Here is a 14,149-nt window from a genome sequence, read left to right as displayed (position 1 = left end):
TATGGCGTTTTAGTTCTAATTATAGTTATCGGCTTGTTTGCGATTGTTTTACGTATTTTCGTTATGCTTGTGATAAACGTATCTAATTCAAAAAAGGATCCATGATTGGATCCTTTTTTTATAGTAACGGCTTGAGCAATAAAGGAAACCTTATACTAGGGCGTGTTGACCTTTCGTGGTTAAATTTTGTTCGAGATAAAAGCGTTTTAATCGCGGCGAGGGGGAAGTAGCCTAGTCACACTTCTAGGTAATCCAATATCCCTTCCGCTGCTTTGCGGCCTTCATCGATAGCGGTCACTACCAAGTCCGATCCTCGAACTGCATCACCACCGGCAAAGATCTTGCTGTTGGTGGTTTGGTACTGAAATTCTTGTTTACCGGATGCCTTGATGCGTCCCCATTGATCCAATTCGACACCGAAAGGTTCTAACCACTCCATGGCGTGCGGTTGGAAACCAAATGCCATGATCACGGCATCCGCTTCAAGCACATGCTCACTGCCTTCGACAGGTTCTGGACGACGACGGCCTGCTTCATCCGGTTCACCCAAGGCTGTTTTCACCACTTTGACCCCAGTAACGTGACCTGATGAATCAGTTTCCAGTGCTAATGGTTGAAGGTTGAACATGAACTTCACGCCTTCCTCTTTCGCATTTTTAACCTCACGGCGAGAGCCGGGCATGTTGGCTTCATCTCGGCGATAAGCACAAACAACGTTAGCTGCGTGCTGGCGAATAGATGTTCGGACACAGTCCATCGCCGTATCACCACCACCAAGCACCACCACTTTTTTGCCTTTCATGTCGATGAATGGCGTGGGGTTATTGAGTTCCATGACCTTGTAGGTATTGGAAACAAGGAATGGTAGGGCATCATAAACGCCCGGTGCCTCTTCATTATCCAACCCAGCACGCATGTTTTTATAGGTACCGACGCCTAAGAAGACAGCGTCGTAATCATCGACAAGCTGCTGAAGTTGTATATCTTTGCCGACTTCGGTATTCATTTGGAACTCAACGCCCATCTCGCTGAAGATACGGCGACGATTTTCCATGATGCTTTTCTCAAGCTTGAACGATGGAATACCAAACGTCAGTAGGCCACCGATTTCTGGATAGCGGTCAAATACAACAGCTTTCACGCCATTACGAACTAGGATATCAGCGGCCGCTAGACCTGCAGGTCCCGCACCGATGATCGCCACCTTTTTATCGGTCCATTCAACGTGAGACATGTCTGGCTTCCAGCCCATCTCAAAGGCTTTGTCGGTAATGTACTTTTCAATGTTGCCTATGGTGACTGCGCCGAAATCGTCATTGAGGGTACAAGAACCTTCACACAGTCGGTCTTGAGGACACACTCGTCCACAAACCTCAGGTAAGCTGTTGGTCTGGTGAGACAGTTCAGCTGCTTCGATAATACGCCCTTCATTGGCAAGCTTAAGCCATTGAGGGATATAGTTGTGGACTGGGCACTTCCATTCACAGTAAGGGTTACCGCAATCTAAACAGCGGTCAGCTTGCGCCTTGGCTTGCTGTTTAGTGAAAGGTTCATAGATCTCTACAAACTCAATCTTACGTATCGTGATGGGTTTCTTCGCTGGGTCTACGCGATTCACATCAATAAATTGGTATACATTCTGGCTCATTATGGGCTCCTTCCAATTATTGCGCTTGAACACGAAGTTCAGCTGAGCTGCGGCTTTGGTGGCCGAGCAAGGTGCTGAGATCCGCCGTTTTTGGCTTCACTAAGTAGAACTTCGGAATCCATCCATCAAAGTTCGCCAGAATCGCTTCAGCGTGTACTGAGCCTGTTTCTTCTAAGTGTTCTGCAATTAAGCCACGCAGATGCTCTTGGTGGATAAATAGGTCAGACAGAGAAAGCGCCTCAACTGACTCGTTGTTCACTCGGCCTTGGAAGTCTTCGTTCTTATCCATCACATAAGCAAAGCCACCTGTCATACCGGCACCGAAGTTCACTCCAGTTGCGCCAAGAATGGCAACAATACCGCCTGTCATATACTCACAAGCGTTATCACCTGCGCCTTCAATTACAGCAACGGTACCAGAGTTACGCACGCCAAATCGTTCGCCAGCAGTACCTGCTGCAAATAGTTTGCCTCCAGTTGCGCCATACAGACAGGTGTTGCCTATGATGGTCGCTTCGTTACAAACAAATGCTGTGCCTTGGTGAGGCTTGATAACCACCTTGCCGCCTGCCATGCCTTTACCGACATAGTCATTGGCATCACCCGTGAGGTAAAGCTCTACGCCACCTGCGTTCCAAACTGCAAAAGACTGACCTGCGGTACCGTCGAGGTACAACTTAATTGGTGAACCTGCCATCCCTTGGTTGCCGTATCGCTTAGCAATTTCGCCAGAGATACGCGCGCCAATCGAGCGGTCTGTGTTGATCACGTTGTAGTAAAGGCTGGTGGATTGACGTTTTTCAATCGCATCGAGTGCATCATCAAGGATCTGTTGGTTGAGTTGCCCCTTATCAAATGGTGCGTTTGGCTCGCTCCAATACAGAGGGTGCCCCTCAGGTGATACCGGAGCTTCCAGTATCGATGAGAGATCCAATTTACTCTGTTTCGCTGTGAGGCCTTGAACGACTTCAAGCAAATCAGTACGGCCAATCAAGTCGGTGAGTTTTTCTACACCAAGCTCTGCAAGGTATTGGCGAACTTCATCGGCTAAGCCAGTAAAGTAATTCACCACCATGTCTGGTAGCCCTTTGAAGTATTCTCGGCGCAATGTTTCATCTTGAGTCGCGACGCCTGTCGCACAGTTATTGAGGTGGCAGATTCTTAAGAATTTACAACCCATTGCCACCATCGGTGCGGTACCAAAACCAAAGCTTTCAGCCCCTAAAATCGCGCCTTTAATTACATCGAGACCGGTTTTCAGACCGCCATCGACTTGCAGGCGGATCTTATGACGAAGCCCGTTAGCAACCAGTGCTTGTTGAGTTTCGGCTAAGCCTAGCTCCCAAGGGCAACCTGCGTATTTCACAGAAGTCAGTGGGCTTGCTGCGGTACCGCCATCGTAGCCAGAAATGGTAATCAGATCGGCATAAGCTTTTGCTACGCCAGTTGCAATCGTGCCTACACCCGGCTCCGATACTAACTTCACTGAAACCAAGGCGTTAGGGTTCACTTGCTTAAGGTCGAAAATAAGCTGCGCTAGATCTTCGATAGAATAAATATCGTGGTGCGGAGGAGGGGAGATCAGAGTGACACCTTGCACTGAGTATCTCAGCTTAGCGATTTCTGCCGTCACCTTATGACCTGGCAGCTGGCCACCTTCACCGGGCTTAGCGCCTTGTGCGACCTTGATTTGCAGAACATCGGCATTGGTTAGGTAATGTGGCGTTACACCAAAACGACCGGAAGCGATCTGCTTGATACGAGAGTTTCGATCAGTACCAAAGCGTCGTGGTTCTTCCCCTCCTTCACCAGAGTTGGAGTAACCACCCAAGCGGTTCATCGCCATGGCCAGTGCTTGGTGCGCTTCGGGGCTCAGAGCACCGATTGACATTGCCGCAGAGTCGAAGCGTTTAAACAGATCGCTGTTAGGTTCTACTTGCTCCAGTGGTAGAGGCTGTTCGGCTTTTTTAAGACTCATTAAGTCACGCAGCATCGCGGCAGGGCGAGCATTCACTTGCTTAGCAAAAGAGAGATAATCCGATGTTTCTCCGGTTTTTACTGCGGTTTGCAGAGTGCCGACTACATCTGGGTTATAGGCGTGGTATTCGCCGCCATGCACGTATTTGAGCAGACCACCGTGCTCGATTGGCTTACGTTTAGTCCATGCCTTACGAGATAGGTTATAGATATCTTGTTGGAAATCGCTAAAGCTAGCACCTTGGATTCTAGTGGTCACGCCACGGAAGCAGAGCTCAACAACGTCGGAATGGAGGCCAACGGCTTCGAAAAGCTGCGAACAACGATATGAAGCAATCGTAGAAATACCCATCTTCGACATGATCTTATACAGACCTTTGTTGATGCCGTTTTGGTAGTTTTGCATCGCGGTACGATAGTCTTTATCTAAAGAGCCATCATCCAACATTTTACCTAACGCTTCATAAGCCAAGTATGGATAAACCGCGGTCGCACCGAAGCCAAGTAGCACTGCGAACTGGTGTGGGTCACGAGCAGTAGCTGTCTCAACCACGATGTTGGCATCACAACGCAGACTGGTATCAGCCAGTCTTGTTTGCACCGCACCAACCACCATGGCTGCAGGGATTGGTAGTTTACCTTTCTCTAATCCTTTGTCCGATAGCACAACCAAAACGGCACCTTCGCGGATTTCTTGTTCTGCGCTATCACATACTGCTTTGATTGCTTGCTCAAGGTCTTGATGATTTGGGTCGTAGTGCATGCTGAGAATGGCATGACGGTAATGTTTTTGACTTAACTGCAGAAGCTGCTGCATGTCTGAGTAAAGCAGTACTGGTGAATCAAACGTGACACGATAGGCGTGACCGTCTGTTTCGCAGAACACGTTCATCTCTTTACCAATACTGGTCGCTAAAGACATCACGCGTTTTTCACGTAGTGGATCGATCGGCGGGTTGGTGACCTGTGCAAATTTCTGACGGAAATAATCCGTGATGAGACGCTCTTTCGAAGAGAGCACCGCCATTGGCGTATCATCGCCCATCGAGCCTACCGCCTCTTGTCCCATATCACCAAGCACTCGCAGCACTTGGTCCGACTCTTCGTTGCTCATTGCAAACTGTTTTTGGTAGGTCTTGAGCGTGTCGTTATCAAAACTGCGCTTACCGATTTGCTCATCGGGCAGATCGGAAAATGGTGTCAGTCTGTGAACGTTCTTTTCCATCCACTCTTTGTAGGGGTGGCGACTTTTGAGATCGTTATCTATTTCGTGAGATTGCCACAGCTTACCGCTACGGGTATCGATAACCAGTAGCTCACCGGGGCCCACTCGGCCTTTTTGGGCGACTTCATCGGGTGCATAATTCCAAATGCCAACCTCTGACGCCAATGTGATCAAGTTGTCTTTGGTGATCACATAACGCGCTGGACGCAGGCCGTTTCTATCTAGGTTACATGCAGCGTAGCGGCCGTCAGATAGGACGATACCTGCGGGGCCATCCCACGGTTCCATGTGTTTGGAGTTGAAGTCGTAGAATGCTCGCAGATCTGGATCCATATCTGGGTGGTTCTGCCAAGTGGGCGGAACCAGCATACGCATCGCTCGGAACACATCCATACCACCGGCTAGGAATAGGTCGAGCATGTTATCTAGGCTTGAGGAGTCAGAGCCCGTTTCATTCACGAAAGGTGCGGCCGTTTGTAAATCGGGCAGCAGTGGTGAAGAGAATTTATAGGCACGGGCCTTAGACCATTGGCGGTTACCTTCGATGGTATTGATCTCACCATTGTGCGCCAAATAGCGGAATGGTTGCGCCAGTGGCCAGCGTGGCTGAGTATTGGTTGAGAAGCGCTGGTGGAACAGACATATCGCTGATTCCATGCGTAAATCAGCAAGATCGAGGTAAAATCGCGGAAGATCGGCTGGCATACACAAGCCTTTGTAAACCACGACTTGCGTCGAAAGGCTACAAATATAGAAATCGTTGTCTGTGGTGAGCTGTTTTTCAATTCTACGGCGAGCGATATAAAGGCGTCGTTCAATATCACGTTCACGCCAACCTGCTGGGGCGGAAATGAAGGCTTGCTGAATATTGGGAAGTGAATCTTTGGCGATAGGGCCTAATACGTCGCTGTTTGTCGGTACTATTCGCCAACCTGCAACGGTTAAGGTCTCTTGTGCGAGCTCTTTATTGATGATGTCTTGCGCTGATTGCGCTTTGATTGGATCCTGGCTGAAGAAAATCATGCCGACAGCGTATTGCTTGCTGAGCGTAAAGTTATTCTCTTGGGCAATAATTCTGAGATATGAGTCGGGCTTCTGTAGCAATAAGCCACAGCCATCTCCAGTTTTACCGTCTGCAGCAATGCCGCCACGGTGTGTCATACGGTCGAGGGCTGAAATAGCAGTTCGTACCAACTTGTGACTCGGTTGGCCTTCCATTTGCGCTATTAAACCAAATCCACAGTTGTCTTTTTCAAAACTCGGATCATATAGAGCCATTGCAATTCTCCCTTTGCTGTCATCCAGACAGTAAATGACTAACTATTTATGTGCTTGTTATTGTCTATACTTGTTGTTTACAAAACATTTTTTATAAAATCATCGTTTGTTTTTCTAGTTAACTATCACGCTAAATTATGCATTGGTGATTTTAACAAAATTGATTCATTTTGTTTTCATGAGCCTTACAACGTATAGCGAATTGTGTTTAAGGTCAAGTTGGTGGTTAATTATCATGCAAAAACGCGATTAACCATGTAATAAACTACAATTATCTTTTATATCAATGGGCTACAAATGGTTGGGGCTAGTGGCTTTAACATTTGAATGAAGGGGGAGTTCTGTGGTACTTAAAATAGAGATAGAAAAAAGGCTAGCATCGAGTGCTAGCCAAATATAAAAGTTAGGAAGGGTTTTGCTTTTCCTCTAGGCTAACGTCATTGACGCTAGCCCGAGAAATATTATGCGGAAAGCATGAGTGAATCGGCTTTCGCTTCTAAGTTAGAGTTACCCATTAAGAAGTCATCAATGGCAATGGCACACTCACGACCTTCATTAATACAACGTACAACCAGAGACTGACCTGTACGCATATCACCAGCTGCAAAAACGCCTTTCTGGTTTGTTGCGTAACCTTCAGAAGCAACGTTACCGCGCTCGTCCAGTTTGATATCAAGTTGAGCAAGTACACCTGTCGGCTCTGGGTGTAGGAAACCCATCGCTAGGAATGCTTGGTCACATGGAATCACACGCTCTGAGTTTGCTACTTCATCAAAAGTAGGGCGCTCACCTGGAGCTGCGTCTTTCCAAACGATATCAGCAATACGTAGACCCGTCACTTGACCTTGATCGTTACCGATGAACTCTTTAGTCAAGATGTTCCAGTGACGTTCACAGCCTTCTTCGTGAGAAGTCGTGGTCTTCATGAGCATCGGGTATTGAGGCCAAGGCATGTTTGCTGGGCGTTTCTCTGGAGGGATCGGCATGATCTCAACCTGAGTAATGCTCGCTGCTTTGTGACGGTTTGATGTACCCACACAGTCAGAGCCAGTATCACCGCCGCCGATAACCACAACGTGCTTATCTTTAGCGTGAATCTCTTCTGTTTTTAGATCTAGGTTGTTAGCACGGCGGTTATTTTGGCCAAGGAATTCCATAGCAAAATGAACGCCTTTCAATTCACGACCTGGGATTGGTAGGTCGCGAGGAACCGTAGAACCACCGGTTAGCAATACCACATCAAACTCTTGGCGCAGTTGTTGAGCGTTAACATCAACACCGATGTGTTGGTTAACTTTAAACTCAACGCCAGCTTCAGCCATTAGGTTGATTTTACGATCAATCACGTCCATCCCCAGCTTGAAGTCTGGGATACCGAAACGCAGTAGGCCGCCAACTTTCTCGTCACGTTCAAATACCGTCACCGAGTGACCAGCGCTGTTTAGCTGCTCAGCTGCGGCTAGGCCAGCAGGGCCTGAACCGATAACAGCCACTGTTTTACCCGTGCGAGAGCGAGGTGTTTTTGGTTTTGCGTACCCTTCACGGTACGCAGTTTCTACAATCGTTTTCTCGATATTACAGATAGTGATTGGGTCTTGGTTAATACCTAGTACACAAGCACTCTCACAAGGAGAAGGACACACACGACCTGTAAATTCAGGGAAGTTATTGGTAGAGCTTAGGATGTTCCAAGCCTCTTCCCAGCTGTCACGGTAAACCGCATCATTGAATTCTGGGATGATGTTACCAATCGGACAACCGCTGTGACAGAAAGGTACGCCACAGTCCATACAACGAGATGCTTGAGTATTGATCTTGTCACCAAACTCTTCGTTAAGTACGAACTCTTTGTTGTCTTCGATACGAACTGACGGGTCGAGCTTCTTTGGAAGCTCGCGACCGTGTTCTAAAAATCCAGTAGGCTTACCCATTATACTGCCTCCACTTCTTCCGTTTGTGCCTGTTGTGCTTCAGCTTTACGCTTCTCAAGAACTGCTTTGTAGTCGCGTGGCATAACTTTAATCAGTGATGCAACACTTGCTTCAAAGTTGTCTAGGAAAGACTGAGCAACTTCACTTCCTGTGAATTCAACGTGCTTGGTTAGCATATCTAGTAGAAGATCTTTATCTTCTTGTTCAATTGGATCTAGGTCTACAAGTTCTGGGTTAAGCTTGGTTTCGAAGTCACCTGCTTTGTCCCAAACATAAGCAACACCGCCACTCATGCCCGCGGCAAAGTTACGACCCGTTGAGCCAAGGATAACGGCAACACCGCCAGTCATGTATTCACAACCGTGGTCACCAACGCCCTCAACAACAACCTTCGCACCTGAGTTACGAACACAGAAACGTTCGCCAGCCATACCGCGAATGAAAGATTCACCTGAGGTTGCACCGTAGAAACATACGTTACCAACCACGATGTTATCTTCAGCAACGATAGAAGATTTCGCATCTGGGTACAGTACCAAGGTACCGCCAGACAGACCTTTACCCCAGTAATCGTTCGCGTCGCCTTCTACTTCGAACTTAACGCCTTTCGCAAGGAACGCACCGAAAGATTGGCCAGCACTACCGTGGAACTTAACGTTCATTGGTTGTGGTAAACCTTGGTCTTTGTAAACCTTCGAGATTTCGTTCGACAGCATGGTACCCGCAGAGCGGTCAGTGTTGATGATAGGGAAGGTCGCATTTACGGCTTCACCTTTCTCAAGTGCAGGAATCGCAGCTTGGATCAACTTACGGTCTAGAACATCTTCTAGGTTGTGGTTTTGTTGTGTCTGGTTGTAGATACCATCTTCTGCACGCGCCTGCTCAATGTGCAGTACTGGTGTTAGATCTAGGTTTTTGTACTTCCAGTGGCCGATGTCGTCACGAACTTTAAGTTTGTGCGATTGACCCACCATCTCATCAATAGAGCGGAAGCCAAGTTCAGCCATTACTTCACGTAGGCCTTCAGCCATGTATTGGAAGAAAGTCACTACGTCTTCTACGCGGCCGTCGAAACGCTCACGCAGAGTTTTGTTTTGTGTTGCGATACCAACAGGACATGTATTCTTGTGACACTTACGCATCATGATACAGCCTTCAACAACCAATGCTGCTGTTGCTACGCCCCATTCTTCAGCGCCAAGTAACGTTGCTACTGCAAGGTCACGTGGCGTTTTCATCTGACCATCAGACTGAACAACGATACGGTTACGTAGGCCGTTTTTCAGCAGTGTTTGGTGCGTTTCCGCTAGACCAAGCTCCCAAGGTAGACCAGTGTGACGGATAGAAGACATCGGAGATGCACCCGTACCGCCATCAAAACCTGCGATAAGTACTACGTCAGCTTTCGCTTTCGCTACACCCGATGCAATCGTACCTACGCCAGCTTCCGATACTAGCTTCACGTTTACACGGCCGTTACGGTTCGCGTTTTTCAGATCGTAGATTAGCTGAGCCAAATCTTCGATTGAGTAGATATCGTGGTGTGGCGGTGGAGAGATAAGACCTACGCCCGGAGTCGAGTGACGCGTTGCGCCGATCCAGTCATCAACCTTATCACCAGGTAGTTGACCACCCTCACCAGGTTTCGCACCTTGAGCCATCTTGATTTGCAGCTCATCAGCGTTAGATAGATAGTAAGACGTTACACCAAAGCGACCCGAAGCCACCTGTTTGATTGCTGAACGTTCCCAGTCGCCGTTTTCTTTACGTTCGAAACGTGCTGGATCTTCACCGCCTTCACCTGAGTTTGATTTCGCGCCAATGCGGTTCATCGCGACAGCCAGTGTTGAGTGAGCCTCATGCGAGATTGAACCAAAGCTCATTGCGCCGGTTGCGAAACGCTTAAGGATGTTCTCGATTGGTTCTACTTCTGCTAGAGGAATAGAGCCTGCAGGGTTCTTGATGAAATCAAGTTGGCTACGTAGCGTTGCTGCGTTGTCGCCTTGGTCATCGACGGCTTTTGCGTACTTCTTGAACTGACCGTAATCTTTGTTACGCGTCGACTCTTGAAGTAGAGAAATCGTTTCTGGGTTGAATAAGTGCTTCTCACCACGTTGTTTCCACTGGTAAACACCACCAACATCAAGGATCTGAGCTGGGATCTCACGAGCTGGGTAACCAACACGGTGACGAACAAGTACTTCTCGCGCGATATCGTCGATCGTTAGACCTTGGATACGAGAAACAGTACCTGTGAAGTATTTTTCAACTACAGATTTGCTTACACCAAGCGCTTCGAAGATTTGTGCACCGTGGTAAGACTGCAGCGTAGAGATCCCCATCTTAGAGAAGATCTTCAGTAGACCGCCGTTGACACCTTTACGGTAGTTATCGAAGAACTCACGTGGGTGTACGTTTGGAGCTAGCTTCTTAGTGCGTTGCAGTTCAACAATCGTTTCAATCACTAGGTATGGGTTAACTGCGTTTGCACCGTAACCGATAAGCGTTGCAAAGTGATGTGTCTCACGAGCGTCGCCCGTTTCAACCACGATGTCACACTTAGCACGTAGGCCTTTACGGATTAGGTGGTGGTGAACCGCACCAACCGCCAGCATTGCTGGGATAGCGGCGTGGTTAGAGTTAACTGCACGGTCAGTCAGTAGGATGATAGAGTAGCCATCAATCACTGCGTCTTCTGCGTATTGGCAGATACGCTTAAGTGCGCGCTCTAACTTACCTTCATCACCATTTGCTTGGAATACGATATCCAGCGTCTTCGCTTGCAGGTGCTCATTATCGATGGCACGTAGCTTTTCTAACTCAGAGTTAGACAATACTGGAGACTCAAGTTCTACTTTTTGACAGTGCTCAGGTGTTTCAGCAAGTAGGTTCTGATCCTTACCTAGGTAAGTGTTCAGAGACATAACCATACGCTCACGAATCGGGTCGATTGGCGGGTTGGTTACTTGTGCAAACAACTGTTTGAAGTAGTTTGAAAGGTGCTGCGATTGGTGAGAAAGAATCGCTAGCGGCCAGTCAGCACCCATTGCAGAAAGTGGCTCGTAGCCTGTTTTCGCAAGAGGTAGAATGATTTCGTTTACTTCCTCAGAACTCACACCAAACGATTGTTGTTTGTGCAGGAGCTTTTCTGGAGAAGGTTGGCTAAATTCGTTGCTCGCATCGGGTAGCTTTTTCAAGCTCAACAGGTTCTCTTCAACCCATTTTTCGTAGGGTTGAGCTTTAGCAATGCTGTCTTTCACTTCTTCATCAGAAATGATGCGGCCTTGCTCAAGGTCAGCTACAAAAATACGACCTGGTTGTAGACGACCACGGTACTCAACGTTTTCAGGTGCGATCTCAACAACACCAGACTCAGACGCCATCACTAGGAAGTCGTCTTTCGTTACTGTGTAGCGAGAAGGACGCAGACCGTTACGGTCAAGGGTTGCACCTACTTGAACACCATCGGTGAAACAGACAGATGCTGGGCCATCCCATGGTTCCATTACGTTTGCGTGGTACTGGTAGAACGCACGACGAGTTGGATCCATGTTTTTGTTTTCTTGCCATGCTTCCGGGATCATCATCATTAACGCATGTGGCAGAGTACGACCAGAAAGAACAAGTAGTTCAAGTGCCATATCGAAGTTTGATGAATCCGAGCTACCTTCCTGACAGATAGGCAGTAGCATGTCGATTTCTGCTTGTGTAAACAGATCCGATTCTAGGATCGCTTCACGTGCTTTCATCCAGTTCAGGTTGCCGCGAACCGTATTGATTTCGCCATTATGCGCGATGTAACGGAAAGGCTGAGCCAGACGCCAACGTGGGAATGTATTGGTAGAGAAGCGTGAGTGTACCAGGGCTAGAGCTGTCACCATGGTTGGGTTTTGCAGATCTAGGAAGTACTGAGGAACTTGCTCAGTGGTTAGCTGACCTTTGTACACTAACGTCTTGTAAGACATTGAGTTGATGTAGAAGTCATCACCGATGTTTGACACGCTTTCTAGGCACACGCGAACCGTGTAGTTACGTAGAACATACAGTTTACGCTCAAGCTCTTCTGGTGTAATACCAGGGCCGCCTTTAATAAAGACATGCTCAAACTGAGGTTCAGTGCTTAATGGATCGGCACCGATCATTGAGTTGTCCGTTGGAAGCTCACGGTAACCGATAACTTCTAACTCTAGGCGTTGTGCATTACGTTCTAGAATGTCACGACACTGTGCTCGTTTGTGTTCATCTTTCGGGAAAAGTACAACACCTACGCCATATTTTTCAAAAGATGGCAGTTTGATTCCAAGCTTTACCGCTTCTTCTAGTAAGAATTCGTGCGGCTTCTGCAGCAGGATACCTGCACCATCACCAGAACACGGATCGCAGCCTTGGCCGCCACGGTGTTCCATACGTGCAAGCATATCGAGTGCTTGAGTTACGACATCATGAGATTTGCGATTCTTTAGATGCGCAACAAAACCGATACCACAAGCGTCATGCTCCAATTCAGGAGTATACAGACCCTGTGAGTTCTGCTCTTGATCTACCATAGATACATCCTTCCAGTTAAATCTAGGCACAACTTATTTGTATTTAAGTCAGCCTTGTCCTTTTATATTTATGGGTCTAAACCTGCCTATGCTGGCGGTTTGAATCCTTTCCGTATCTCGCAGGAAAAGTATTGCGAGAAAAACAATCCTTAGTGATATCTGTTTATTTTTAGCCACAAGCTAGTGGTTTGTATAGGTGGGAGCTAGATATCACCGATTTATTAGCAATTTTTATTGTGAGTGAATACGCAATAACCGCTAATATGTGTAAGTATCCTACAATTTTGTCTAGGCGAATTGCAATGAAAGTTGACCTATGTAGACCATTTTTTTCGTTTTATTTTGAGTTTTATGTATAACAAATGCGCAACAATAGGCAAATAGCGCCGATTTTTTGCATGTTTATTGATATTTGTTAGGTTGATCGCAAAAAGTCTTACGTAAACTAATGGGTCGAATTTTGCAGGGATGTAGTTTTTTTCAAACAAAGATTGATATTCATTCTTATTTACTGAGCACTTTGAAAATATGCAATTACACGAGCTAGTCAATACTATTGGCCAAGACCTACAACGTCGCTATGGCGAAAAAGTTCATAAGTTGACGCTTCACGGTGGTTTTAGCTGTCCAAATCGAGACGGAACCATTGGTCGCGGAGGTTGCACTTTCTGCAACGTCGCCTCTTTCGTTGATGAACAAACTCAGGTTCAAAGTATTGCTGACCAGCTGAACGATCGCGCGGGTGAGATAGCTCGCGCTAAGAAGTATCTCGCGTATTTTCAGGCATACACAAGCACTTACGCTGAGGTGCAGGTGCTCAAGAATATGTATGAAGAGGCACTAAAAGCACCCGGAGCCGATATCGTCGGTCTGTGTGTCGGTACCAGGCCGGATTGCGTGCCAGATGCGGTGTTGGATCTGCTCGCGGGGTACGTCAAACAAGGCTACGAGATTTGGCTCGAGCTCGGCTTGCAAACTGCCAATGATACCACCCTGAAACGGATTAATCGTGGCCATGACTTTGCGGTGTATCAAGCGATCACCCAACGCGCACGGGCTTTAGGGATTAAGGTCTGTACTCACCTTATTGTCGGCCTGCCAAAAGAAACCAAAGCGGACAACCTTGAAACGTTAGACAAGGTATTAGCGGTGGGTACCGATGGCATCAAGCTTCATGGTCTGCATATTGTTGAAGGCAGTACCATGGCTAAAGCGTGGAAGGCCGGTAAATTAGAAGCCCCAAGCCTAGAAGAGTATGTTGATATCGCCACTGAGATCATTCAACGTACGCCAGCCAGTGTGGTTTACCATCGAGTATCTTCTGCTGCGAGACGCCCGACCTTGCTTTCGCCTTTATGGTGTGAAAACCGTTGGTTAGCGATGACTGAGATTGGCCGCTCACTGGATAAAACCGGTGCGCAAGGTGTAAAAACGGACTCAACATTTGAATATACGCTACCCGTTTTAAATGCGAGTAAATAATAGAAATCTCTGAGCATAAGCGCGAACAGATAAAAATGCCGAATGATGTTAGTATTTTCTC

Annotated in this window: 5 protein-coding genes; 1 reads left to right on the top strand and 4 read right to left on the bottom strand. The window is 47.5% G+C overall.

Annotated elements, in window-relative coordinates:
- Nucleotides 1-235: 235 nt before the first annotated feature.
- The 4 genes from Q1A70_RS00170 to gltB (Q1A70_RS00155) form a co-directional block, all read right to left on the bottom strand.
- Entirely contained in the window at nt 236-1,648 is a 1,413-nt protein-coding gene (locus tag Q1A70_RS00170) for an FAD-dependent oxidoreductase (protein WP_299685414.1), read from the bottom strand.
- A gap of 16 nt (nt 1,649-1,664) precedes the next feature.
- Nucleotides 1,665-6,128, bottom strand: coding sequence for a glutamate synthase large subunit (gltB, locus tag Q1A70_RS00165; RefSeq protein ID WP_299685417.1), 4,464 nt, complete (start codon nt 6,126-6,128; stop codon nt 1,665-1,667).
- Nucleotides 6,129-6,589: 461 nt separating this feature from the next.
- Nucleotides 6,590-8,059 (bottom strand): glutamate synthase subunit beta, encoded by a 1,470-nt coding sequence (locus Q1A70_RS00160; protein ID WP_299685421.1) that lies wholly within the window; start codon nt 8,057-8,059, stop codon nt 6,590-6,592.
- On the bottom strand, nt 8,059-12,606 hold the full coding sequence (gene gltB / locus Q1A70_RS00155) for a glutamate synthase large subunit (protein WP_299685424.1): 4,548 nt from the start codon (nt 12,604-12,606) through the stop codon (nt 8,059-8,061). Before gltB (Q1A70_RS00155) ends, Q1A70_RS00160 begins: the two co-directional genes overlap by 1 nt.
- Before the next feature lie 528 nt (nt 12,607-13,134).
- Here gltB (Q1A70_RS00155) and Q1A70_RS00150 point away from each other — a divergent pair.
- Nucleotides 13,135-14,088 (top strand): TIGR01212 family radical SAM protein, encoded by a 954-nt coding sequence (locus tag Q1A70_RS00150; protein ID WP_299685427.1) that lies wholly within the window; start codon nt 13,135-13,137, stop codon nt 14,086-14,088.
- Nucleotides 14,089-14,149 lie beyond the last annotated feature (61 nt).

Origin of the sequence: uncultured Vibrio sp., assembly GCF_947488985.1 — a bacterium.
In the GTDB taxonomy this organism is placed as follows: Bacteria; Pseudomonadota; Gammaproteobacteria; order Enterobacterales; family Vibrionaceae; genus Vibrio.
The sequence above is the reverse complement of the archived record's forward strand: the minus strand, read 5'-3'. Positions and strand labels throughout refer to the sequence as shown.

Bases quoted from the DNA above. Each gene is read 5' to 3' on its own strand.
- gltB (WP_299685424.1), bottom strand. From the start codon at position 12,606: ATGGTAGATCAAGAGCAGAACTCACAGGGTCTGTATACTCCTGAATTG.
- Q1A70_RS00170 (WP_299685414.1), bottom strand. From the start codon at position 1,648: ATGAGCCAGAATGTATACCAATTTATTGATGTGAATCGCGTAGACCCA.
- Q1A70_RS00150 (WP_299685427.1), top strand. From the start codon at position 13,135: ATGCAATTACACGAGCTAGTCAATACTATTGGCCAAGACCTACAACGT.
- gltB (WP_299685417.1), bottom strand. From the start codon at position 6,128: ATGGCTCTATATGATCCGAGTTTTGAAAAAGACAACTGTGGATTTGGT.
- Q1A70_RS00160 (WP_299685421.1), bottom strand. From the start codon at position 8,059: ATGGGTAAGCCTACTGGATTTTTAGAACACGGTCGCGAGCTTCCAAAG.